Here is a 24,892-nt window from a genome sequence, read left to right as displayed (position 1 = left end):
CCGATTTTCATCATTTCCAGTTGGGGTTTTGTACCAGTTTTGGATTGGCGTTTATTTCGTCCTGTGGTATCGGGAAATATTTATGCTTGGGCAGCACGGTACGTACCGGATAAACACTATTCACAGCCTTTGGAATTACGGTAAGGAATTTACCTGTACGGGTAAGGTCATACCAGCGATCGCCTTCTGCAAAAAATTCCCAGGCCCGTTCCTGTAAAACGGCATCAATGAAAGCGTCTTTGCCTAAGCCTGGTGTAAGATCGGGCAACCCCGCCCGGGTGCGAACCACATTGATATATCCGTATGCGGTAACACTTGCTCCGTTCAAATGGGCTTCGGCTTCAGCAGCTATAAGATACATATCGGCAAAGCGCAGGATGGGTATGTTTGGGATAAGGCCAATAGTTGATACCGGGTCCTGATATTTTTTTATCAGGACGCCGTCTGTAGTAATTGGTGTGATATTTTTTTGTGACACTGTGCCGCCACTTTTATTTACATAAACGGTATCCAACAACTGGCGTCTTTTATCTGTAGGGCTAAATGAATTAAAAAAAGCCTGGTAAGCGAACATGGAGCCAAAAGTGGTACGGCCGTACTCGGGCCCGGCGCTTCCCGGAGGGCCACATAAACCAGTAAGCTGATGGCCCCTGCCTGGTGAAATAGGGTCGGCTTCAAAAGCGAACATATTCTCTAAACGGGCCGCATCTTCTTTGTCGTACCTGTAAACATCGCGTACATCGGGCATCAAAGCGTATCTTCCTGAAGTGATAACTGCCTGGGCTTTTTGCAGTGCTTTTGCCCAGTCTTCATTGTACAGGGCAGCTTTTGCATATAAGGCATCTACCACTTCCTTTGCAGGTCTTCCTTTATCAACTGCAGGGTATGAAGGTAAACCCGCCGCTCCTGCCTGATCCAGGTCACTGTAAATTTGCTTGTAAACATCAGCTTTGGCGCTTTTGGCTACATATGCATCTTCGAGCGTAACGCTGGGCTTAATCTTTACTGGCACATCTCCAAAGTTTTTGGCAACCACCCAATGATAAAATGCACGCAGGAAATATGCTTCGCCAATGATCTGTTTTTTCCGGGTTGCATCTATATCGGCCGCAGGCAACTTGGCAATTATCCAATTGGCTTTTTCAATGCCGCTGTAAGCCGAAGTCCAGATCTGCTGTGGCGATTCATTCAGGCGGCCAAGATTGCGTTGCGCTGTAAAAAACGGATCATAGCTAAACAACGTCAGCGTGTTACGGCCAACTACTCCGCGGGGGTAGGTTTGGTCATCACTAAAATCAGCTACCAGTGTGGCGGCAGGGCCTGCATACATATCGCCCAAGGGTCCGTATGCAGCAACAATGGCTTTTTCAGCATCAGAAGCGGTTTTATAAAACGTTTCGGTATAAGCCGAAGAATATACTTGCTCATCCAGCTTGCATGAGTACAATGCAAAAGCTAAAAAGACTAATAAAATGGAGTTATATATTGTTTTCATGTGAATACAAATCAAATTAAAAGGTCAGTTGAATACCGCCAAGAAATGACCTGGCCTGCGGATAAACCAAATTGTCAATACCGATTGCCGTATTTGACCCGGCATAGGTATTTACTTCTGGATCAAAGCCACTGTATTTAGTTACTGTAAACAGGTTGTTTCCGCTTACATAGATACGCAGTTGTTTTATACCCTTTATTTTGGGCAGCGTGTATCCGAGCGTTATGTTTTTACACCGTAGATAAGATCCATTTTCAATATCATGATCTGTGATCTGTAGCCGTCCGCCTTGGGAACCACTTACATACTCATTACTTGGGTTAGTTGGCGACCAGCGGTTAACCAGCCCGGCAAACATGTTTCGCTGCCCCAGGGGCATTTCAAAGGACAACCGGCTGGCATTGTAAATCTGATTGCCATAGGTTCCCGAAAAAAAGGCGCTTAAATCAAATTTCTTATAGCTGAAGTTTGTTGAAAAGCCGTAAAAAAAATCAGGGTTTGGATCACCGGTAATAGTTTGGTCGGCCGAGGTTATTGTACCGTCTCCGTTAATGTCTTTTACTTTGTATCCGCCTGTGCGGCCATCATAACCTGGCAAAATAACATCCCCGGTTTGATTGATCCCATCAAAAACATAGGTTTTAAAAACGCCCAACGGTGAGCCCACCTTCAATAGCGTAGTATTGGTAATGAACCGCTCGTTGGTTACGCCGCCATCAAGACTTAACACCTTGTTTTTGTTAAAGGTAATGTTTGCTGAAAGGCTCCATTTAAAAGCACCCTCCAAAATACGGGCATTGGCTGCAAATTCAAAACCTTTATTTTGTAACGATGCAAAATTGCCGGTAATTGAGCTGTAACCCGAGCTTAAAGGCAGCGTTTGAACATACAGCAGGTCATTTGTTTTTTTGAAGTAATAGTCGGCAATCAGGGATAAGCGATTGTCAAACAAACCTATATCCAAACCAACATCTGTTTGTGTGGAGCGTTCCCATTTCAGATCGGGATTGGCAATCCCAACGGGGTTTATCCCGATCAAATATCCATGATTAAAATTATAATCGCTGCCGGTTGCCGCTACCAGCGACAACGACTGATATGGACTTATACCGCCGGCATTACCGGTAATGCCGTAACTGGCCCTAAGTTTTAAATCAGATACCCAACTAACGTCCTTTAAAAACTCTTCTTCGCCTATACGCCATGCGCCGGAAACGGCGGGGAAGATACCGTACTTATTATTAGCGCCAAACTTACTTGAACCATCGGCCCGGGCTGTTACATCCAAAAAGTATTTGTCTTTATAGCCATAGTTCAAACGTAACAGGTATGAATCAAGCTGTTGCCTGTTACGGTTGCTTGATACGGTACGGGCGAGGGCCAACTGTACCGCTTCATTCCTGGTAACATCATTAGGGAAACCCGTAGCGTTAATTGAATTGGAATTGGCCATTTCAACCTGCGTTGCATAAACGGCTGTTGCTTTAAACGAATGATTTTCTGCAAAGCGGTGAGTGTAGGTTAAAATGCTTTCATGCAGGAGCGAGGTGTAATTATTGTTATTTTTTTGCGCGGACCCTGAATTGTCATTAAGATCTGTACGGCTTATAATTGACCTGGGAGAATAATAATCGCCAAGAGTACCCTGTATATCAACATTAAATGACGCCCGGTAAGTTAGGCCTTTAAAAATGGTTGCTTCGCCGTAAACGTTGGCCAGGGTGCGTTTTATAGTTTGCTGGTTTAGTACAGCCGTAAAACCAAGCGGATTGGTAACTTCGCGATACTGGCCGCCCGCCTGCTCTCCAAACGGGAATACACTGCCATCACTGCGATAAGGTTGTAAGGTTGGCGGGGCTCCTATAGCAGAACCCAAAATGCTTCCGGTAACTACAGGTCCGTCACCAATAGCTGTTGAACCCGTTGTGGCCGCATTGTTAATTGAATATGATCCCAGTATACTGGTACCAACTTTTAACCAGCCGGAAACGCGATGATCTAAATTCAATCTCAGGGAATATCGTTTAAAATCAGAACTAACAATGATCCCTTTTTGATTGAAATAGTTGAATGACAAGGCCAGTTGGGTTTTGTCATTCCCGCCATTGATGGATAGCTGGTGATTCTGGATAGGTGCTTTTCTGAAAATAAGGTCCTGCCAGTTTACCCCTTCGCCCAATGCTGCCGGGTTTGGATAAAAATTATTTTTGAAGACTTCATTTTCCAGCTGTGCAAACTGGGCCGCATTTAATACAGGCAATTTTTTGGTTACCTGCTGCGAGCCATAATAACTATCGAAAGTAACGCGGGTAACGCCTGTTTTACCTCTTTTTGTAGTGATTAAAACAACACCGTTGGCTGCACGGGCGCCATAAATGGCCGAGGCCGAAGCATCTTTTAATACTTCTATCGATTCAATATCGCCGGGATTGATAGTGGATAGCGGGCTTACACTATTAATACCATCGCCATTAGAGATTTGTATACCATCAACCACATACAGCGGTTCCGAAGCGCCGTTAATGGAATTTGTTCCCCGGATGCGGACACTGATATTGCCCCCCGGCGACCCGGTATTCTGATTTACCTGCATACCAGAAACACGGGCCTGCAGGCCCTGGGCCATATTGGCAACCGGTGTTTGAACAAGGTCGGCAGCTTTAACAGATGCAATTGATCCGGTACTCTCAATCTTTCGTTGAGTACCATATCCCACAACAATCACTTCGCTGAGCGAGCTTTCACTGCTCTCCAGAATAATTGTTGAAGGAACGTTTGGAACCAGGGTATACTCCTGGGTTTTATAACCTATGTAGGTTATTATAACGGTGTACATTTTTTCAGTTGTTTTTAAAGAAAACTTACCGCCGTTGCCGGTAATTGCAGTTGTCTCTGTACCTTTTAAATGAACACTTGCACCAACCAATGGTTCTTTTTTTGAGTTGGTAATGGTGCCGGTTAGTAAAGCTTCCTGCGCCGAAGCGACTTGAAAGATAACCAGAAGCTGTACGATCAATAGATAAAATTTTCTCATATGCTGGGTTTTAGGTCAACCAGTAAATTGCTGGCATAATGATAATTGGTATTCCGAAAATAGAGCATAATCGTCTGTGAAGTAATGGAACTTTAAGAAAAAAATAAATGGGAATGTTCCCAATTTGCGGGAACATTCCCATTTTGTATCTTTAAGCCAAACTATCAGTCATTTGAAAAGTCACCAGATAACTATTATAGACATTGCCAAGGCTTTAGGCATTTCCAAGTCGACCGTATCAAGGGCGCTTACCGGTAATCCAAACATAAAATCTGAAACAATGGAGGCCGTGATAGAAATGGCAAAAAAACTGGATTATCAGCGAAACCTGCATGCAATAAGCCTCATCACACGCAAGAGTAATACCATTGGCATTATTGTTCCTGAGTTTTTGAGCTCATATTTTCCTAAGGTAGTCATCGGCGCGCAGGCTGCCGCCACCGCTGCAGGGTACAATGTCATTATCAGCCAATCGAATGAAACGTATGCAACGGAAGTGGCCAATACACAGGTAATGCTCGCTAATCAGGTGGATGGAATTATTGTTTCCATGACAAAAGAAACGCTGAATTACGATCACTTTAAGATATTCCAAAGAAAGGGAATACCTATTGTTTTCTTTAACAGGGTTTGTGATGAAATGGCCGTTCCCAAAGTGATGGTTGATGATTATGACGGAGCCTTTAAAGCGGTAGAGCACTTGCTTTCGACTGGGAAAAGACGAATAGCCCACTTAGCCGGCCCAAACTCGCTTTCAATGAGCGTAAGGAGGTTAAACGGATATTTGGATGCGCTGAAAAAAAACAATATCCCAATTGATGAAGACCTCATCATTCCTTATGATTTAACCATTGGCAAGGTAAAGATCTACGTTAATCACCTCCTTCAATTAAAACACCCGCCCGATGCCATATTTGCCATCAATGACCCTACCGCCATTGAAACCATTTTGGTGATCAAAAAAATCGGGCTAAGGATTCCGCAGGATATCGCAATTGTTGGTTTCAGTAATGATTATATCTCGTCAATTATTGAACCATCGCTCACAACACTTTCACAACCGGTAGAAAAAATAGGTGAAACGGCCATAACCCTACTCCTTGATCAAATGAACAGAAATGTATCAGATTGGAAAGCAGTGACTAAAGTGCTGAAAACAGATCTTGTGATCCGAAATTCAACAGTAGCTTCATTATTGTAAGTATTACACCGGGTTATATCTTCAACTAAGTTTACAACCAATCTGTGGCTTCCCTGCAGGCCAATTAAACAATAATACATCTTTGATGGTTATTAAAGTTACAACATTGGATTGATTTACAATTATAAACCTCAACAACTAAACTCTGAACTGATATTTTGTTAAATAAACAAGGACGTTATGGAGCACAATAAAGAGATTCATGAAATTAATAACCATAAAGTAGCTACCGAAAATGAGTGGCTGGAAGCCCGGCTTGAACTGCTAAAGGCCGAAAAGGAACTTACAAGGCATAGTGATAAGGTAGCACAGCTACGCCAGCAACTGCCCTGGGTGCGGCTTGATAAGGAATACATTTTTGAGACCGATGAAGGAAAGGTTTCCCTGGCAGATCTTTTTTGTGGCCGTTCGCAGCTCCTCATCTACCACTTTATGTTTGGGCCTGAGTATACGGCAGGGTGCCCGTCCTGCTCGTCCATTGCCGATGGGTTCGATGGGTTTGCAGTTCACCTGGCTAACCACGATGTTATGCTCGCGGCCGTATCACGGGCGCCACTCGTAAAGTTACAGGAGTATAAGCAGCGAATGGGCTGGAGTTTTCCATGGGCATCTTCCCTGGGAAATGATTTCAATTATGATTTCAATGTCTCATTCACCGAGGAGCAGCAACGCTCAGGTGCATTAGCGTATAATTATCGTACCGGAAATGTTAGTTCGCGTACAAACGAGATCAAGGCGGTTGAACAGGTTCCTGAAGCCGGAAAGAAGATTGCCGCCACTACCGGAACCGACTGGCCAATATACACCCGGGAGGCACCAGGCATGAGCGCCTTTGTGCTTAAAGATGGCGTTGTCTACCACACCTATTCAACCTATGAGCGCGGTTTAGATGGCCTCTGGGGAATGTACCAATGGCTTGACCGCGCACCGCTTGGACGTAACGAAGCTGGAAATACGATTTGGTTCAGCCGTCATGACGAGTATGAAAACGGGCCTAATAGCAAGAGCAAGTCTGGCAGTTGCTGCTCGTAAATGCCCGGTAAAATCATGGGTATAAAACAGCAACGATAAATAAAATACATTTACCTTCCGGAGCCAACCAAGGTCGGGATCATTATAACTAGTAAACAGGCATTGATTATTTATTCGATTAAAACAGGTAAACCTTATTACCAGTTAAAAGTCATATATAAAAATATAATCAGTGTTTGATCTGTCGGTACAATGGCCGGTCAACACAATATGCTTGTGAAATTATTTACATTTAGAAGCTTAGATCCTGTTATATGAAACAAAAAGTAGCTTTAGTGTTATCAGGCGGCGGCGCCAGGGGGATGGCTCATATCGGTGTTATTGATGAGCTGGAAAGACAAGGTTTTCAAATTACTTCCATTGCCGGCACCTCCATGGGTGCCTTAGTTGGCGGAGTATATGCGCTGGGTAAAATGCAGATATATCAAGACTGGCTTTATACACTTGATAAAATAAAGATATTCAGGCTGATCGACTTTAATTTCAATGGACAAGGCCTGGTTAAAGGCGATAAACTGCTTCATAAAATGCGCGACCTGATTGATGATGAAAATATTGAAGACCTACCCATTCCTTATGCGGCTGTCGCCGCTGATATTATCAATAAACAGGAAGTGGTTTTCACCAAAGGCAGCACCCTGGATGCCATCAGGGCCTCAATCTCGATACCGACCATTCTTACACCGGTAAAAACAGAACACGGCTTGCTTGTAGATGGGGGTGTAATTAACAGTTTACCTATTGAACATGTTAAAAGAACCCCGGGCGATCTGTTGATCGTGGTTAATGTAAATGCCCCTATCCCCAAAGATAAGCTGTCCGTATCGCAACATCCTAAAAATACCGCGCGGGTTCCTTACCAGGAAAAAATAAAGGTTTTATATCATCGCCTGCATAAGATAAGTTCGTTGCGCCGGGAACAAAAGTTCGGATATTTTGATGTGATCACAAAAACACTAAGCTTAATGACCTATCATAATGCCCAGATGACGCTTGAGAAATATTCGCCGGATATTTTGATCAATGTTTCCAGGGAAAGCTGTGGCCTGTATGATTTCTACAAGGCCGAAGAAATGGTGGCGACAGGCAGGCGCGCGGCCGTTGCAGGCTTAAAAACTTATAAGGACCAAATTCATGGATAGTATAGTGCTGCCACCCCGCGAATTTTTTATCTGTAAAAGGACATTAATTGATCTGTATTTCGGGCAATGTTATTATGCTTTTCAACTATCGCCCGATTGTAAATAATACGCCGTGCCAACCGGAACATATACTATTCTGATTTGCCGGCGTATTATTATTTTCAATAAGGCATAATATTACAGCCGGAAGCCCACTTTTAAGGCGGCGTAAGAAGTACCAGCATCTTCAATTCTGAAACCAGCGTCAATTCGGTTATTAAACTTATAACCTACTCCCCCACCAACTAAAAAGTTTGTTCCATAACCATTGAAACCAACGGCTGCACCTAAGTTAAAATTCACAAAGAACTGCCTGTCAAGGTAATATTTAAAACCACCTTTTAATGGCAAAAAGGTATAATTGCCATACCAGTCATGCTTTGGAAACAACGTTTCTACTCCGGTAGCTAAGGTTAAACCTAATTTCCTTTCCGCAGGCCATTCCGCTTCTAAAATTCCGCCGAGGCCTACATTATAGCCCCTGCTAAACGGCAGTAATAACTCGGGAGAAAAGGTAACCTTTGCCGTTTGGGCATGTAAGTTGGTAGTAAAGCAAGTGAATGCAGTTGCAATTAATGCGATAGTTAAGTTGATTTTTATCTTCATATGTAAAATTTTTTTCATCTTTTTACAAAAATCAGACCAATTGTCCTAAAAGCAAAAAAAGTGCGAATAATTAACTCATAGAGAAATATTTGCCTGATATTTAAAACCAAACCAGCCTTTAGTTACTTTCTTTATAGTAACGCGTTGTATTCATAACTAAAATCAGGTACCATGAAAACCATGCTCGTACTCACCGATTTTTCGGATTCGGCTTATAACGCCGCTCTTTATGCCGCGGCCTTAACACACCAACTGCAGATTCCAAAACTTATCCTGTATCATTCTTGTACGCTTATACCACCGATGCAAACCGTGGTTCCCGTTCCCGGGTCTGTTGATGCGAAGGATCTTCACATGGAAAGTATTGAAAGGTTAACTATTTTGAAAAACAACCTGCAGTCTTTTCTTTATGAAGGAACAGCTTTAGAGGTATTGACAGATGATCGTCCGCTTGTCGCGGCGACCGAAGCAATTGCCCTGCAGCATCAGGCGGGCCTGGTGATCATGGGCGTAACCGGTAAAGGAAAGCTGGAACGGATATTGGTAGGGAGCACTACCATTAATTTGGCAAAGGAAAGTTTTTTACCGATATTATTGGTGCCACCCGAAGCCCGTTTTGAGAAGATCAGAAGGGCTGTTTTTGCCTGCGATCTTAAAAACGTATCGGCCTCCACGCCGGTAAAAACCATCAAGTCGCTCATCCATTCGCTGGATGCCAGTTTGCTGGTTTTGAATGTGGATACCGAAGACCAGGACCATTTTGAACCAGACACGCTAAACGAGCAATTTATTCTGCATAAACTTTGGGATGATGAGAAGCCCGAATACCACTATACCAGCAATAACAACATTGCAGAAGGTGTAATGGAGTTTGCTTACGAACATAATATCCAACTGGTAATAGCGGTGCCAAAAAAGCGGGGATTTTTTGAAAGTATTTTTAAACGCAGCCTCACTCAAAGACTTACCTTTGACCTGACGATACCTTTACTCCTGATCAGGACAGAAGCTTAATTATCTGCTTTCACAGAAACCGGTTGTTTTAACGATGCTATGGTTTAATTATTTTTTTCGGCACTACCGTTATTTTTAGCATAAGTAGCTATCTTTCTGTAAAGTTCATTGGGGTTAAATGGCTTACTAATGTAATCATTCATGCCTACAACAAATGCTTTATCTTTAATATCCAGCATGGCCGAGGCTGTTAGGGCAATAATTGGCAAATTTTGGAACTTTTCGTTTGGCAATTGTCTTATTGCCTCTGTAGTTTGGTACCCATCCATCTCGGGCATCTGCAGGTCCATCAGCACCATATCATAATCATTGGTTTGAACCAGCTGCAAAGCAAGCAATCCGTTCTCGGCTACATCGCATTCAATGTCCCATAGTTTTATAAATTGCTTTGCCAGCATAACATTAACCTGGTTGTCTTCTGCAATGAGCAACCTGGTACCTTTTAAACTTGCGGAAAGGTACAATGCTTCATCCGGCTTATTCCTGTTAATTTGTTTTGAACTTTGCTTAAACGAAAGACTAAAGCTAAAAACAGAACCTTTGCCAAACTCACTGCTAACGGTAATAGCCCCGCCCTGTAACTCCACAAGCTTTTTACTGATGGCCAATCCCAAACCAGTTCCGCCAAATTTACGGGTGGTATCAGCACTGGCCTGTGTAAATCTTTCAAAAATATGGTCCAGTTTGTCGGCGGGGATGCCAATGCCAGAATCTTCAACCTCAAAACCTATCGTGGCATTTTCATTATCATGTTTAATTAAGCTTGCTGAAATACTTACTTTGCCTTTCTCGGTAAATTTCACCGCATTGCTTATCAGGTTAGTCAAAATCTGTCCCAGCCTTACCGGGTCGCCTATCACCGCATTGGGCAAATCACGGTCAACCATAAGTTTTAACTGTATGCCTTTATCATTCGCTTTCTGAAGCTGTGCATAACGAATATTATCCATAAGGTCATGGACACTGAAATCTACACTTTCAAACTCTATCTTTCCGGCTTCAATTTTATTGAAATCAAGAATGTCATTGATCAGCACCAGCAGGTTCTCTGCCGAAAACTTCAATACATTCAAGTAATCCATCTGCTCCGGTTTCGGGTCTTGCTGAATCAGCAAATGTGTAAAGCCTATAACCGCGTTCATCGGGGTCCTGATCTCATGGCTCATCGTAGATAGGAACTGCGATTTGGCGATCGCTGCCTGTTCTGCCTGTTCTTTGGCTTTGATCAGTTCCCTTTCTGCAATTTTATGGGTCGTTATATCAATAATGGCCCCATATAGTTTTGTTACTTTACCATACTCATCTATAAAAGGCTTACCAATGGCCTGTATATATTTGATCTCTCCGCCGGGCTGAATTATTCGTAATTCAAAACTTGCAGGAGACGAATTCTCAATGGCTTTTTGCACTTCTTCTTTATAACGTACCCGGTCATCAGGGTGAATCATCCTGCCAAATGTTTCTGTATCCGGGCCATTCCCTTCGGGCTTTAATCCAAATATCCTAAAGGCTTCTAACGACCAGTAGTTCTTACCCGTAAGCAGGTCAGCTTCCCAGCTACCACTATGTGTTAATGCCTGTGTTTCTGAGAGTAGGGCTTCATTGCGCCTGATCAATTCCTGCGCCTGCTTTTGTTCGCTGATGTCATGCCATACAACCAACAATACAGGTTTATTGTAAATAGTTACCGGGTTAAGGGTAACTTCAACCGGGAATATTTCGCCATTCATCCGCTGGTGCATCCATTCAAACCGGTGATAACCATTTTCACGGGCAAGCCTGTCCATCTCTACCGCTTTCTCATCAGACCGCCTGCCATCGGGCTGATACTCTGGCGAAAAAACGGCAGGATGATAGGAAAGCAACTCCGTTTTATCTTTACACTGCAGCATTTTTACCGCTGCCTGGTTACAATCAATAATACCGTCCTCTCCAAATAGCAGGTGGGCGTCTGTAGAATATTCAAAAATAACGCTGAGCTGTTCCTCAGCCACTTTACGGTCGGTAATATCCTGGGTAACCCCATACAATTTCGACGCCTTTCCGTTCTCAAACGCGCACCTGGCTATGGCCCTTATCCAAATATCTCTTCCTTTTGCTGTTGTACACGGTAATTCCAAATCAAAGGTTGTCCCGTTCTCAATGGCATCGTTAATAGCAGCCTGGGCAATGGGCTGCATCTCGGGTTTAAAAAATGATATCGTTTTTCCAAATTCAGATTGTTCCGATGGGTCTAAATCAAATATTTTGTAAACTTCCTCTGACCAAACCGGGGTCATCGTTGTCAGATCACGTTCCCAGGCTCCTATTTTAGCCATCCTCCCGGTTTCGGTTAAAAGCTCCCTGGTGTGTTTAAGATCAGTAATATCTATAAAAACCCCGTTCCAGGTAATTGTGTCAGCATCTGTTTTAACAGGATTTGATGATGTGCTGATCCATTTCTTTTTACCCGATGGCAGGGATAACAATCCCTCCCATTGCCACTCCGTTAAATCTGTTGCTGATTGCTGGAGCGATTGTATGAAAGTTTGCTCGTTTTCCGGAGCTATTATGTTCAAAAAAGCGTTAATGTCATGGCAGATCAAAGCCGGTTCTAACTCAAACGCGGTAAGCGAACCTGAATTAATATAGGAAAAAAATACCTTTTCATCAGTTAAACTAAGCTGAAAGATTACTGCGGGTATATGTTCCAGTATAGAGGAATGATCAACAAGTTGGCTTTTGAGAGACATATAGAATAATATTATTTATACGCTTATTCTTTCCCTAAGGTTATAAAAAATACCAATTCTGATAAATAGCACGTAATATGGGACACCAGCGTTATGTCAATAGCTTACTGCAAACCTGCATTAAAACATATCAACTTAAGTAATAAAAAAATACGATATTGTATCGCTAATTCTATCTTATGTCATCAATTAATAACAAAACCCTGCTTACAGGGCTTATTTTCCTGGCAACAATAAATGCCGGTTATAACGGTAACTGCAGTGCTGCAACAATCATGCAAAAAGATACTACCACAGCTCCGGTAGAAACTAAAAATCCTAACAGCAACTATAAACCTGCTTATGCGGGGCAAACAAGGGCGCCTGGTGTCAAAACAAAAACGCCTTTGTCTGTCACAGTCATTAATAGCACACTCAAGCAGCCCTGGGCTATCTGCAACTTACCAGACGGCCGTTTTCTGATTACCGAAAAAGCAGGAACTATGAAGATCCTTAAAGCCGATGGCAGAACGGATAAGCAGATTACCGGCTTGCCGGCTGTGCTTGCACAGGGACAGGGCGGTTTACTTGATGTTAACATTGACCCGGCTTTTGCAAGCAATCGCATGATTTACTGGGACTATGCAGAACAAACATCTACCGGTTCTTTACTGGCCGTGGCGAAAGGGAAATTAGCTGCAGACGAAAGCAAGATAGAAAACGTTACCGTAATTTACAGAGCAGAACCAGCCTACAAGGGCAGCCTTCAATATGGTTCCCGGATTTTGTTTGATAAACAGGGAAATTTATTTGTGAGCACGGGCGAACGCGGCGCAGACGATATTCGCGTCAAAGCCCAGGACCTCAGTGCAGCCATCGGAAAGATCATTCATATTACCAAAACAGGTAAAGCAGTACCGGGCGGTCCTTTTGCCCGCACCGATAACGCCAAACCTGAGATATATGCCTACGGCCTGCGTAACCCCGAGGGTATGACCTGGAACCCGCAAACAGGAGAATTATGGGAGGCAGAATTTGGCCCCCGCGGCGGGGATGAGATCAATATTATACGCCCCGGCAAAAATTATGGATGGCCATTGGTTACCTACGGTATTGAATACAGTGGGGGAAAAGTAGGCGAAGGCATTCAGCAGCAAAGCGGCATTACCCAACCGGTTTATTACTGGGATCCCAGCATCTCGCCATCGGGCATTACTTTTTATAACAGCCATGTGATTGCCGAATGGAAGGGCAATCTTTTTGTAGGCGGCCTGGGTGGCTCGCACATTGCCCGGCTGGTCATTAGCGCCAATAAGGTTATAGGAGAAGAAAGGTTATTAAAAGACAAAGGGGAACGCTTTCGTGCGCTTACCACCGGTAAAGATGGCGCACTGTATGCCGTAACCGACGGCGGAAAATTGTATAGGATAGCCAAAAAATAAGATGGACTAAACTCGTAACCTAAAATTTAGTAAAATCAACTTTTAGATTATTTGTTTTCTTACCATTCCTTCAGATTTAGTAATCTGAATATTCCTTTTGCTATCAATTTACAGTTACAGCCCAACTCCTCCAATGTACAGTACATGGTCCTTATCCGTACCGGAAGCTCATCTACTGTTTCCATAAGGTCAATATGCAGTAAAGCATGGTCGGTTGTCAATTCGCTGCCCTTTAGCTGATTAAAAAGATCATATGCTGCCTGCCTGTCGTTCCCTAAAAAAAATTGCCCGTAGGTTTCAAAGCCTGCAGGTGTTTTCAGGCTTAACAAAATGTAAAACTGGGTTTTCATTCTTTTACTTTAATTAGAAAAGGCTCCCGCTAAAGGAGCCTTTCTGGTTGTAAAGCTTAAAACAGCTTATTTAATTTCGATTTGCCTTCTGACAGTCTTGGCTTCTTCTTTTTTGGCAATACTGATCTTTAGTATACCATCAGCATATTCAGCCTCAATGCCGTTATCGTCAGCACTTTCAGGCAAAGTGAACGAGCGCACAAACGAGTTATAACTGTATTCGCGTTTGCTATAATTTTTTTGGTTGTCGGTAGTTTCTGAATGTTGCTCTACAGAAATATTCAATACGTTGTGGTCAAGATTAAGTTTAAAATCTTCTTTTTTCAGGCCTGGGGCAGCCAGTTCAATATGCCAGTTCTCTGGTGTTTCGCTGATGTTTGCGGCAGGCACCCGGGTTATCATCCGGTCATTGAAAAAAGTGTCATTAAAGATCGAATCGAAAATATCATTAAAGCCTGGCAGTAATGAATTATTTCTTTTCTCGGGATTAAATTTAACTAAGGTCATTGGTTTTCCTCCTTAAACAAATTAATGATTGAACTTAAAATTAATTAAACTACAGAATACCATTCAATGAGAATGCCAAAGGATTTATCTATGCATTTTCCTGAAAAAATTTCACTTTAAATGCAACTTTTTCAGTTTTTACGCTGTCAAAATTGCAACTGCACCTGAATGATTCCAGCGAGGATCAATCAGCTATGATCAATTCTATTTCATGTGCCCTGAACACTTCTTTATGCGTTTCCTCCACGCCATTATCTGTTATAATATAATTGATTAGCGATAGCGCTCCCAGGCTTGCAAACGCGCTTTTACCAAACTTTGTGGAATCGGCCACCAGGTAAGTAGTTTCAGCGGCATCAATCATTGCCTTTTTCACAACCAGGTCGCTGATACTGGGGTAAGTTAAACCCGCCTTTAATGAAAGGCCAGCCGTTGCCAGAAACAATTTTTGCACATTGATCCCTTTGAAAAAATCAGCCGCTTTCTGACCGGTTAATGACAGCGTTGGCGGTTTAAATTCGCCACCGGTCATAATCACCTCAATATCAGGCTCGGCACCCAGCATCAACGCGATATTGAGCGCGTTGGTAATTACGGTTACATGGCGGTTACCTTTTAATTTTTTAGCTATCTCCGTAGTTGTTGAACCCGAATCAAGAATTATGGTATCACCGTTTTGAATAAACTCCAGGCATTTAGCGGCAATAAGCTCTTTCTTATCTAAATTATCATGATTGGCAACCGAAAAAGAGCTTACCTGGTCTTTCATGTTCTTTAAAAAGGCGCCTCCGTGCTCACGGATCAGCAAGCCATCCTTCTCCAGCCTTTCTAAATCCTGCCTAACAGTAACCTCAGTAACTTTAAAAATTTTTGCCAGATCGGTTACCTTGGCGGAGCCGTCCTCTTTTAAAAGATCCAGAATTTTATCTCTTCGTTGATTTGCAAGCATTTTCTATTTTTTTAACTATCAAAGATATATAATTGAGCCAATGAAAAGAAAAAACAAATAAATCGAAGCCAATCACAAATCCTTTATGACTTCTCTGAGTTCATAAAAAATGATGCAAAAATTGTCGTGAAAAGAGTAATCAGATGACTCACAGCATCTAAAACGAAAACATTGTACAATAATATGATAATAAAGTACAAAATATCACTTTCTTTTCCTTTGTTTTTCTTTTTTTTATTTTCTATTTTGGCTTTCCCAAATAAAGCTGTCTGCATCAAACATACATTATGATGGAGAACCTAAATAATAACAACTAATAAAATGAATAACAAAGCAACCCTGGGTGTAATTATCGGCAATCGTGATTTTTTTCCTGATCGTTTAGTTTCAGAGGCACGTACCGACATTATTGCCCTGTTTGATAAACTGAATATTAACTCCATTATGCTGAATGAGCAGGAATCAAAACTTGGAGGGGTTGAAACTTTCAGGGATGCTCAGCGCTGTGCCGATCTTTTTAAAAAGCACCAGGACGATATAAGCGGCATCATCGTGTTTCTGCCCAACTTTGGCGATGAACGGGGCGTAGCCGAAACCATCAAACTTTCTGGCCTCACCGTACCCGTACTGGTACAGGCCTACCCTGACGAGCTGAATAAACTTGATGTAGCGCGCCGTCGCGACTCATGGTGCGGCAAAATATCGGTATGCAATAACTTTTACCAGTATGGTATCAAATACACGCTTACCAACAGTCATGTTGTTCATCCGTCAAGCGCTCAGTTCAATGAGGACATCTTAAATTTTGTTGCGGTTTGCCGCGTTGTGAAAGGCCTGCGAAGGGTACGTATCGGCGCGGTAGGCGCCCGTCCCGGTGGATTTAATACGGTTAGGTACAGCGAAAAAATATTGCAACGCAACGGCATATCGGTAACCACGGTTGATCTTTCAGAGATCCTGGGCAATGCCAACAAGTTAACCAAAGATGACGCGGAGGTAAAAGCGCATTTAGACAAGGTTTTAGCCTATGCATCTGCAGGCAAAACACCAGATGAGGCACTCGTACAAATTGCCAAACTTGATGTGGTGCTTAGTCATTTTATGCAGGAAAACGCGCTTGATGCCACGGCTATACAATGCTGGACATCGCTACAAAAAAACTACGGATGTAATGTTTGTACCAGCATGAGCATCATGAGCGAGAACATGCTGCCAAGCGCCTGCGAAGTTGACGTAACCGGAACACTTACCATGTACGCCATGCAACTGGCTTCAGGTTCCCCGAGTGCGCTGGTTGACTGGAACAACAACTATGCTGATGACGAAAACAAATGTGTATTGTTCCATTGCGGTAACTGGGCAAAATCATTTTTACCCGATATCGAGATCAGCAACGCCCCTATCCTGGGAACAACCGTGGGCGTTGAAAATACTTACGGCGCGCTGTCGGGTCGCACGCCGGCCTCGCCGCTCACCTACGGCCGCATTAGTACAGATGACCCTAAAGGTGTTATTAAGGCCTATTTCGGCGAAGGTAATTTAACAGACGACGCTTTAAATACTTTTGGCAACCGTGCCGTTGCGCAAATTCCTGATCTGCAGGGCCTCATGCAATACGTTTGCCGTAATGGCTTTGAACATCACGTAGTGATGAATGCGTCAAAAACGGCTGGCATATTAAAAGAAGCGCTGGGCAATTATATGGGTTGGGAAATTTATCAGCATAAATAATGATGATGACTGAAAATGAATTGGCCGGAAAGTCGGTCGCCTATCGTAAAAAGATTCTCAAATACATTGTGGGAGCCAAAGCCGGGCATACCGGCGGGAGCCTTTCGTGTGTTGATATCCTGAATGTTTTATACAACAGCGTTCTCAACATATCGCCCCAAAACTTTACCTCGCCCGACAGGGACAGGTACATCCAAAGCAAAGGGCATTGTGTAGAAGCGCTGTATGTAGTACTGGCCGATAAAGGCTTTTTCCCCGAGGATGATCTCCACACCCTGTGCCGGTATAAATCACACTACATAGGTCACCCAACGCGTAAGGTGCATGGTGTTGAACAAAACACAGGTGCTTTAGGTCATGGGCTGCCCATCAGCGTGGGCACTGCCCTCGCGGCTAAAATGGATGATAAAGCCTATCGTGTTTTTACGCTTTTAGGCGATGGCGAGCTGCCCGAGGGTTCCAACTGGGAAGCTGCTCTTACCGCGGCCCATTACAAGCTTGATAACCTTTGCGCGGTTATTGACAACAACAAGCTGCAAATTACAGGCACCAATGCCGAAGTATGTAACACCGCCCCTATTGATGCCAAATTTGAAAGTTTCGGGTGGGCCGTAAAACAGGTCGACGGGCATGATATTAAAGCGCTTAACGAAGCCTTTGCCGCTTTGCCTTTTGAAAAAGGAAAGCCCAGCCTTATTATAGCGCATACCATAAAAGGTAAAGGGATAAGCTTTATGGAGAACAGTGTAAAATGGCACCACGGCGTACCCGATAAGGAACAATATGAAACCGCTATTGCAGAACTTGACGGGGTAACAGCCGGCAATTAAGAACAGATCATGGGAGCAGTTATTGAAAATACCACCATAAACGGTAAACCTAACCAGGACATATTCTCGGCCACCTTACAGGAACTGGCTGGGCACGACCGAAACATTATAGCAGTTACCAGCGATTCACGCGGATCTGGCAAGCTGGTTGCATTTGGTAAAGAACTGCCTGACCAAATTGTTGAGATCGGTATTGCAGAACAAAACCTGGTTGGCGTAGCCGCAGGCCTGGCTTCGGCAGGCAAAAAAGCTTTTGCCGTATCACCCGCCTGCTTTTTAACCGCACGGGCATTGGAACAAATTAAAAACGATGTGGCCTATTCAAACAATCCGGTAAGACTCATTGGCATAAGCGCCGGCGTTAGTTACGGGGCATTGGGCTCAACACATCACAGTCTGCATGACTTTGCTGTACTGCGTGCTATTAACAACCTGATCATTGCGGCACCAGCCGACAATTTTGAAACCCGCGAAGCGGTAAAACAGGCAGTACAAACCAATAAGCCATTGTATTTACGTTTTGGCAAAAAGGCTATGCCTGCGTTAACTAATGATGAAGGCATTGCCTTTGAATTTGGTAAAGGACGTGTTATAAAACAAGGCAATGACCTCACGATCATCGCCACCGGAGAAACCGTTTACCCGGCTTTACAGGCCGCCGAAAAACTGGAACTGGAACAAGGCCTCAAAGTTACCGTAGTAAGCATGCACACCATTAAACCTTTGGATGCGGAGCTGGTGTTACAACTTGCTGAAAAAACCGGGGCCATGATCACGGTTGAAGAACACAGCGTTTATGGCGGTTTAGGCGAAGCATGTGCATCACTGTTACTGGCAAACGGTTATCATAAGCCATTTAAAATAATGGGGATACCCGATGAGTACACGGTTACAGGCTCGCAAACTGAAATATTTGATCACTACGGCTTGTCGGCAGATGGGATTGCGCTGGCCGTAACAAAATTGCTTGTTAAACAATGAGATAACCTGTTGCCATAATAACCTAAAAATTATGAGATACATTAAATTGTTGCTGCTGCTGGTTTTGGTTTTTGCCGGTTGTAAAAACCGGTCCGATTCGGCGAAGCAAAAAAAGATGGCCATTATTGTGTCTACACTTAATAATCCGTGGTTTGTTTTCCTGGCGCAAACAGCAGCCGTGCAGGCCAAAACGCTGGGCTATGAGTCTAAGATATTTGATTCGCAAAACAATACCGCGTTAGAGACTGATCATTTTGAAAATGCCATTGCCTCTGGCTACAGCGCCATTCTGTTTAACCCTACCGATGCCAACGGCTCGGTGGTAAATGTGTTAAAAGCCAAAAAAGCCAGTGTACCCGTATTTTGCATGGACAGAGAGGTGAACACTGTTGATGGCGCAACCTCCCAAATCCTGTCCGACAGCTACTCAGGCAGTGTATCAATAGGCAAATATTTTGTGCAAACCATGCATAAAAAAGGCAACTATGTTGAACTGTTGGGCCTGGTGGCCGATAACAACACCTGGAGCCGCTCCAAAGGTTTTCATAGCCTGGTTGATTACTACCCCGGTTTAAAAATGGTTGCCCAGCAAAGTGCCGATTTTGACCGTAACAAAGCCATGGAAGTGATGGAATCCATATTACAAGCCCACCCAAATATCGATGCTGTTTTTTGCGGAAACGATGCTATGGCTATGGGCGCTTACCAGGCGCTGGTTGCCTCGGGCAAGGCAAACCATGTTAAGGTATTTGGCTTTGATGGTGCCGAGGATGTGGTACAAGCTATTAAAGAAAATAAAATTGCCGCAACCGGCATGCAGTTTCCAAAAGTAATGGCCCAAACGGCCGCCAATTATGCCGATGCCTATTTTAAAGGCAAGCGCGATTTCCCTAAAAAAATACCCGTTGCTGTTGAACTGGTTACCAACGGTAATATAAATGATTATATAGCTTACGGAAAAAAAGATTAAGCCATGGCAAAAAAAGGACTCAAATATGTGGCGGCTATTATCGTGATTACTTTGTTAGCCTGGAATTCTGTTTACTTTAAAAAACTGAACGAAGTAAAAGCATCCGCCGTTAAGCAATTTAACGCAGTGGCGTATGCCCGCAATTATTTGAATACGCAACTGCTTCCAGCGGCTGGTAACGCACCGGATATTGACAAACTGTTATCTCAATTAAAAAACAACCCCGACAGCGCTTTCAAATCATACGCGCATGCTTTGGACATTGGGAATATCCGTTTTTTTATGGCTTCGGGCCGGGGAGTTGTTACTTCTGCTGATGAAAATGATGTGTATCTGCTCACCCCAAATAAACAACAGGTTAAAATAGCTACCGAATACATTTTTGGGAACGCTTTACGCGATGCTCCGGGTATTATCGGTGTTAATGATTTTACCAATACCACCGATCTGAACAACGTATCGGCAGAGGTAAATAAAATTATACGTACCGAAATGGTGTCCTCTTTTAAAAATAAGATAAAAAAAGGCAGCCAGATAGCGTTTGCCGGGGCATTTGAGCTTAACCAGGCCCACATTAACCTTAGCGATATTGAGATTATGCCCGTATCATTAAAAATCACCAATTAGTGTTAGCTGCAAGAAATATATGCAAAAGGTTTTCGGGCGTAACGGCGCTCGAAAATGTTAACCTGGAGCTCGCTGCCGGAAAGGTGACCGCTATTATTGGCGAAAATGGCGCAGGCAAATCAACACTCATGAAAATACTTTCGGGGGTGTATGATGATTATGAGGGCGATATAATTTTTAAAGGGAACACCGTACGCTTTAAAAATACCCGTGACGCCCAGCATGCCGGCATCGCTATTATTCATCAGGAATTAAACCTGGTGCCTTATCTTACTATAACAGAAAACCTGTTCCTGGGCCGCGAACTAACCAGCAGATGGGGCACGCTTGATAAAAAAGCCATGCGCCTGCGAACCGAAGAGCTGCTGCTGAAACTCAAATTAAATGTAAGCCCGGATAGCTTAATTGCCGATTTAAAAGTGGGCCAGCAACAGGTGGTTGAAATTGCCAAAGCATTGCTTTATGATGCCGAAGTAATTATTATGGATGAGCCAACATCTGCAATTAGCGAAAGCGAAGTGGACGTTTTGTTTGAAAATATAGCCAACTTAAAAAAGCAAAATAAAGCCATAGTTTATATTTCGCACAAACTGAACGAGCTTTTTAAAATAGCCGATCATTACACCGTTCTGCGTGATGGCCGCACCATAGAAAGCGGCGGGATGAAGGGTATAACGCATGATATGCTTATCCATAAAATGGTTGGCCGCGAAATTGACATTGTGCGTAACAGTAATGCTGCTATCACCAAAAGCGTATTGCTAAAAGTTGATGGCCTTTGCCTTAACAAGCCCGGCAACCAGCAGCAGTTATTAAAAAACATTTGCTTTGAACTTTACAAAGGCGAAATATTAGGCATATTCGGCTTAATGGGCGCTGGGCGCACAGAATTGATGGAAGCATTGCTGGGTATGCACCCGGAGCTTACCAAAGCGACCGTTACGCTTGATGATCAACCGGCAAAATTCAAATCGACGACCGGAGCCATCAAAGCCGGTATGGCGCTGGTGCCCGAAGACCGTAAAAAGGATGGCCTGGTGTTAGGATTGGATGTAAAAACAAATATCAGCCTGAGCTCATTGGATAAAATGCAGGGCGCAGGGCTTATAAAAAACAAAGCCGAACTGGAACTGGCGCACAAATACATCGCTGCCTTAAAGATTAAAACCTCGTCGGAAAAGCAAACCGTTAAAAATTTAAGCGGCGGAAACCAGCAAAAAATTGTGATTGCCAAATGCCTGGCAACGCAGCCCAAAGTGCTGATGCTTGATGAACCAACCCGGGGGATAGACATCAATGCCAAAAACGAAATATATAAACTGATTGCTGAACTGGCCGCGTCAGGACTGGGCATAATCATGGTTTCATCGGAGTTACCGGAGATCATTGCCGTGTCTGACCGGATACTGGTAATGGCCGAGGGCGCCATAACTGCCGAATTTGAAGCCGGTAAAGCTACCGAAGATAACATACTTAAAGCAGCGATAGCTGATATCAATTAAAATTGGAGTAAATGATTTTAACACAACATCGTACACAACTGGCCAGGTTTCAATCGCTCATAGCACTGGTGCTGCTTTGTATAGGCATCAGTTTAATGTCTGATAAATTTTTCACCGTTGATAACGCGTGGAATGTGATGCGGCAAATATCGGTTAACATTTGTATATCAGTAGGGATGACCCTGGTGGTGTTAACATCAGGCATTGATCTGTCTGTTGGCTCGGTGCTGGCATTTTGCGGTGCCATTACCGCCGGCCTGCTAAAATCAGGGATTGAGCTGCCATCAAATAATTTATATGTGGGGTTTACTATACTGGGGGCAATACTTGCAGGTTTAATAGCCGGGGCGCTGTTAGGCTTATTTAACGGCTGGACAATTACCCGCTTTAAAGTCCCCCCCTTTGTAGCTACACTGGCCATGCTTACCATTGCCCGGGGCTTAACGCTGCTGTGGACCAAGGGTTTTCCAATTTCAAACCTGGGCGACAGCTTTGCTTATATAGGCACCGGCTGGTTCCTGGGCATCCCGTTACCCGTATGGGTCTCGGCAGTAGTGATCGTATCGGCGGTCATCATCACTCAAAAAACAGCCCTGGGCCGGTATATTTATGCCATTGGAGGTAACGAACACGCTTCCAGGCTTTCGGGCATCAACATTAATAAAGTTAAGCTTATAGTTTATGCTATAGCAGGCGTTTTAGCCGCTGTAGGCGGTATCATGGTAACCTCAAGGCTCGACTCGGCGCAACCTAACGCCGGTATCAGCTACGAACTTGATTCTATCGCCGCGGTTGTAATAGGGGGCACTTCCCTATCGGGCGGCCGTGGAACCATTATGGGTACCGTTTTGGGCGCCATTATTATTGGAGTGCTTAACAACGGGCTGGTATTGCTAAATGTATCGCCTTTCTGGCAGCAGGTTGTTAAAGGCTGCGTTATACTTTTAGCCGTGATAATTGATAAAGCCAATTCAAAAAACGACTAATGACAAACAGTTACATACTCGCCGTTGATCAGGGTACCAGCAGTACAAAATGCATCATTTTTGATGGTCTTGGCAAGATAGTTGCCAAAGCCACCGAACCCCTTAAAACACATTATATGGAGGGCGGTTTTGTGGAGCAGGATCCGTTTGCCATTTACCAGAACGTGCTTGACGCGGTTAAAAAATGCAGGGATACATTTACTTTGGCAGGCGGAAATTTAGCGGACATTCGCTGCTGCGGCATATCAAATCAACGGGAAACTTTTGTAGTGTGGGATAAGTCGGGCACACCCCTCCATAACGCCGTTGTTTGGCAATGCAAGCGTTCTGTTACAGTTTGCCAGCAGTTGAAAGCCCGTGGTTTGGAGCAATTAATAAAAGAGCGCACCGGGCTTATCATTGACCCTTATTTTTCGGGCACTAAGCTTATCTGGCTTTATGAAAACAACACCCCGGTTAAGCAGGCAATTGAAAATGGCGAAGCTTATTTTGGCACAGTGGACACCTGGCTGCTTTATAAGCTTACCAATGGAAAAACTTACCTGACAGATCATACCAACGCATCGCGTACCTTATTTTTTAACCTCAAAACGCTTACCTGGGATAATGATATTCTGAATGCATTCGGCCTGTCGGGATTGAACTTACCGCAGATCAAGCCCTCCTCCTCATTTTACGGAACATCGGATTTTGGTGGGTTATTTGAAACACCACTGGATATAACCGCCATGATAGGCGATTCGCACGCTGCCGCTTTTGGGGAGGGTTGTTTTGAAGCCGGAACAGCCAAAGCTACGCTGGGAACCGGTTGCTCTATCCTGATGAACATTGGCAGCAAGGTTACTGATTCGGCCAACGGCATGGTCACTACCATTTGCTGGAGCACCGAAGAGCGTGTTGATTATGCTTTAGAGGGCGTTATCGTATCATGCGGTGCAACCATTGAGTGGCTAAAAAATGAACTTGGCCTGTTTACCGAAAGCAAGCAAACAGAACTAATGGCCTCCGATGTACCGCACAATAATGGTGTTTATCTTATTCCGGCATTTAGCGGCCTGGGCGCCCCCTATTGGGATATGAACCGGAAAGCTGAAATTATAGGGTTAACCTTTGATTGTAATAAAAACCATATAGTTCGTGCCGCGCTTGAATCTATTGCCTTTCAAATAAAGGATGTAATTACCGCAATGGAAACAGATACGGGAATACCCCTGGTAAAGCTCATGGTGAATGGCGGCATAACCGCTAATCATTTTGTTTTACAATTAATAGCTGATGTATTAAGATGCGAACTGATTAAACAGGATATGCCAGATATATCGGCATTGGGGGCAGCCTATTTGGCGGGTTTACAAACGGGCATATTTAAAACTCTGGCTGATATCAGTAGCCTGAAAAATGCGCCTGTAAGTTTTGTCCAAACAGCTACAGAAAACAATATGCAACAATATCACAGCGAATGGCTGTCCTACATTAAAAAGCTCAGATAAACCAATTTAAATACCATTTTACAACATAAAGGTAGTCAGACCATTTAAATTAAAATAAATAACGATGAGATAGACATTAACTAACCAGTAAATTAAGGCGTAAAGTAAGCGGAAGATGGGCCAACATCTTCCGCCGAAAATCTGCAATTTTTTTGACACGGGTTATTACTAACCCAGGTAATTAACAGATTGTTTAACTAATTAAACTTTTAAATCTATGAAAATAAAACAACTTCATAGTTACAGCTACCCT

20 protein-coding genes are annotated in these 24,892 nt (G+C 43.6%); 13 read left to right on the top strand and 7 right to left on the bottom strand.

The genetic code is table 11. The features are described from left to right. Window positions 1–10 precede the first annotated feature (10 nt). Window positions 11–1,495, bottom strand: a complete 1,485-nt coding sequence (locus J2W55_RS04345; RefSeq protein WP_310092375.1) for a RagB/SusD family nutrient uptake outer membrane protein — start codon at window positions 1,493–1,495, stop codon at window positions 11–13. A 16-nt stretch (window positions 1,496–1,511) separates the two neighbouring features. Beyond that, window positions 1,512–4,529 (bottom strand): SusC/RagA family TonB-linked outer membrane protein, encoded by a 3,018-nt coding sequence (locus J2W55_RS04340; protein ID WP_310092373.1) that lies wholly within the window; start codon window positions 4,527–4,529, stop codon window positions 1,512–1,514. A gap of 172 nt (window positions 4,530–4,701) precedes the next feature. Here J2W55_RS04340 and J2W55_RS04335 point away from each other — a divergent pair, with 172 nt between their 5' ends. The 3 genes from J2W55_RS04335 to J2W55_RS04325 all read left to right on the top strand — a co-directional run bounded on the left by J2W55_RS04335 (window position 4,702) and on the right by J2W55_RS04325 (window position 7,904). Beyond that, window positions 4,702–5,730 (top strand): LacI family DNA-binding transcriptional regulator, encoded by a 1,029-nt coding sequence (locus J2W55_RS04335; protein WP_310092370.1) that lies wholly within the window; start codon window positions 4,702–4,704, stop codon window positions 5,728–5,730. Window positions 5,731–5,910: 180 nt separating this feature from the next. Next, window positions 5,911–6,762 (top strand): DUF899 domain-containing protein, encoded by an 852-nt coding sequence (locus J2W55_RS04330; protein WP_310092368.1) that lies wholly within the window; start codon window positions 5,911–5,913, stop codon window positions 6,760–6,762. 254 nt (window positions 6,763–7,016) lie between these two features. Then, window positions 7,017–7,904 carry a patatin-like phospholipase family protein gene (locus J2W55_RS04325; protein WP_310092365.1) on the top strand — a complete coding sequence of 296 codons (888 nt, stop codon included), beginning with the start codon at window positions 7,017–7,019 and terminating at the stop codon, window positions 7,902–7,904. 177 nt (window positions 7,905–8,081) lie between these two features. Here the strand turns inward: J2W55_RS04325 and J2W55_RS04320 are convergent, their stop codons facing one another. Next, window positions 8,082–8,549, bottom strand: a complete 468-nt coding sequence (locus J2W55_RS04320; protein ID WP_310092363.1) for a hypothetical protein — start codon at window positions 8,547–8,549, stop codon at window positions 8,082–8,084. Window positions 8,550–8,720: 171 nt separating this feature from the next. Here J2W55_RS04320 and J2W55_RS04315 point away from each other — a divergent pair, with 171 nt between their 5' ends. Then, window positions 8,721–9,563, top strand: coding sequence for a universal stress protein (locus J2W55_RS04315; RefSeq protein ID WP_310092361.1), 843 nt, complete (start codon window positions 8,721–8,723; stop codon window positions 9,561–9,563). 44 nt (window positions 9,564–9,607) lie between these two features. On the opposite strand, the gene J2W55_RS04310 is transcribed toward J2W55_RS04315, so the two are convergent. Continuing rightward, window positions 9,608–12,295, bottom strand: a complete 2,688-nt coding sequence (locus tag J2W55_RS04310) for a PAS domain-containing hybrid sensor histidine kinase/response regulator (RefSeq protein WP_310092359.1) — start codon at window positions 12,293–12,295, stop codon at window positions 9,608–9,610. A gap of 179 nt (window positions 12,296–12,474) precedes the next feature. On the opposite strand from J2W55_RS04310, the gene J2W55_RS04305 reads away from it, so the two are divergent. After that, a complete protein-coding gene (locus tag J2W55_RS04305; RefSeq protein ID WP_310092357.1) occupies window positions 12,475–13,716 on the top strand; it encodes a PQQ-dependent sugar dehydrogenase in 1,242 nt (413 codons plus the stop codon). A gap of 59 nt (window positions 13,717–13,775) precedes the next feature. On the opposite strand, the gene J2W55_RS04300 is transcribed toward J2W55_RS04305, so the two are convergent. From J2W55_RS04300 to J2W55_RS04290, 3 genes are all read right to left on the bottom strand, one after another. Then, complete coding sequence (locus J2W55_RS04300) at window positions 13,776–14,066, bottom strand: hypothetical protein (RefSeq protein WP_310092355.1); 291 nt, start codon at window positions 14,064–14,066, stop codon at window positions 13,776–13,778. Between the two features lie 66 nt (window positions 14,067–14,132). Then, the gene (locus tag J2W55_RS04295; RefSeq protein ID WP_310092353.1) at window positions 14,133–14,573 is read right to left on the bottom strand and encodes an Hsp20/alpha crystallin family protein; all 441 of its coding nucleotides are present in this window, start codon (window positions 14,571–14,573) and stop codon (window positions 14,133–14,135) included. Window positions 14,574–14,757: 184 nt separating this feature from the next. Beyond that, entirely contained in the window at window positions 14,758–15,522 is a 765-nt protein-coding gene (locus J2W55_RS04290) for a DeoR/GlpR family DNA-binding transcription regulator (protein ID WP_310092351.1), read from the bottom strand. A 321-nt stretch (window positions 15,523–15,843) separates the two neighbouring features. Here J2W55_RS04290 and J2W55_RS04285 point away from each other — a divergent pair, with 321 nt between their 5' ends. The 8 genes from J2W55_RS04285 to J2W55_RS04250 are packed head-to-tail and all read left to right on the top strand — an operon-like array spanning window position 15,844 to window position 24,639. Continuing rightward, complete coding sequence (locus J2W55_RS04285; RefSeq protein ID WP_310092349.1) at window positions 15,844–17,253, top strand: L-fucose/L-arabinose isomerase family protein; 1,410 nt, start codon at window positions 15,844–15,846, stop codon at window positions 17,251–17,253. Further along, on the top strand, window positions 17,253–18,083 hold the full coding sequence (locus J2W55_RS04280; protein WP_310092347.1) for a transketolase: 831 nt from the start codon (window positions 17,253–17,255) through the stop codon (window positions 18,081–18,083). Before J2W55_RS04285 ends, J2W55_RS04280 begins: the two co-directional genes overlap by 1 nt. Before the next feature lie 9 nt (window positions 18,084–18,092). Then, window positions 18,093–19,064: a transketolase family protein gene (locus J2W55_RS04275; protein ID WP_310092344.1), complete on the top strand. Its 972-nt coding sequence runs from the start codon at window positions 18,093–18,095 to the stop codon at window positions 19,062–19,064. Window positions 19,065–19,095: 31 nt separating this feature from the next. Then, window positions 19,096–20,034, top strand: coding sequence for a D-ribose ABC transporter substrate-binding protein (locus J2W55_RS04270; RefSeq protein ID WP_310092342.1), 939 nt, complete (start codon window positions 19,096–19,098; stop codon window positions 20,032–20,034). A gap of 3 nt (window positions 20,035–20,037) precedes the next feature. After that, window positions 20,038–20,661, top strand: a complete 624-nt coding sequence (locus tag J2W55_RS04265; protein ID WP_310092340.1) for a DUF2291 domain-containing protein — start codon at window positions 20,038–20,040, stop codon at window positions 20,659–20,661. After that, window positions 20,661–22,163, top strand: coding sequence for a sugar ABC transporter ATP-binding protein (locus J2W55_RS04260; protein WP_310092338.1), 1,503 nt, complete (start codon window positions 20,661–20,663; stop codon window positions 22,161–22,163). The genes J2W55_RS04265 and J2W55_RS04260 overlap by 1 nt, the downstream gene beginning before the upstream one ends. A gap of 11 nt (window positions 22,164–22,174) precedes the next feature. Continuing rightward, the gene (locus J2W55_RS04255; RefSeq protein WP_310092335.1) at window positions 22,175–23,149 is read left to right on the top strand and encodes an ABC transporter permease; all 975 of its coding nucleotides are present in this window, start codon (window positions 22,175–22,177) and stop codon (window positions 23,147–23,149) included. Further along, window positions 23,149–24,639: an FGGY family carbohydrate kinase gene (locus tag J2W55_RS04250; protein ID WP_310092332.1), complete on the top strand. Its 1,491-nt coding sequence runs from the start codon at window positions 23,149–23,151 to the stop codon at window positions 24,637–24,639. The genes J2W55_RS04255 and J2W55_RS04250 overlap by 1 nt, the downstream gene beginning before the upstream one ends. Window positions 24,640–24,892: the final 253 nt, after the last annotated feature.

This window comes from Mucilaginibacter pocheonensis (assembly GCF_031456535.1).
In the GTDB taxonomy this organism is placed as follows: Bacteria; Bacteroidota; Bacteroidia; order Sphingobacteriales; family Sphingobacteriaceae; genus Mucilaginibacter; species Mucilaginibacter pocheonensis.
This window is presented reverse-complemented; position numbering and strand designations above follow the sequence as displayed.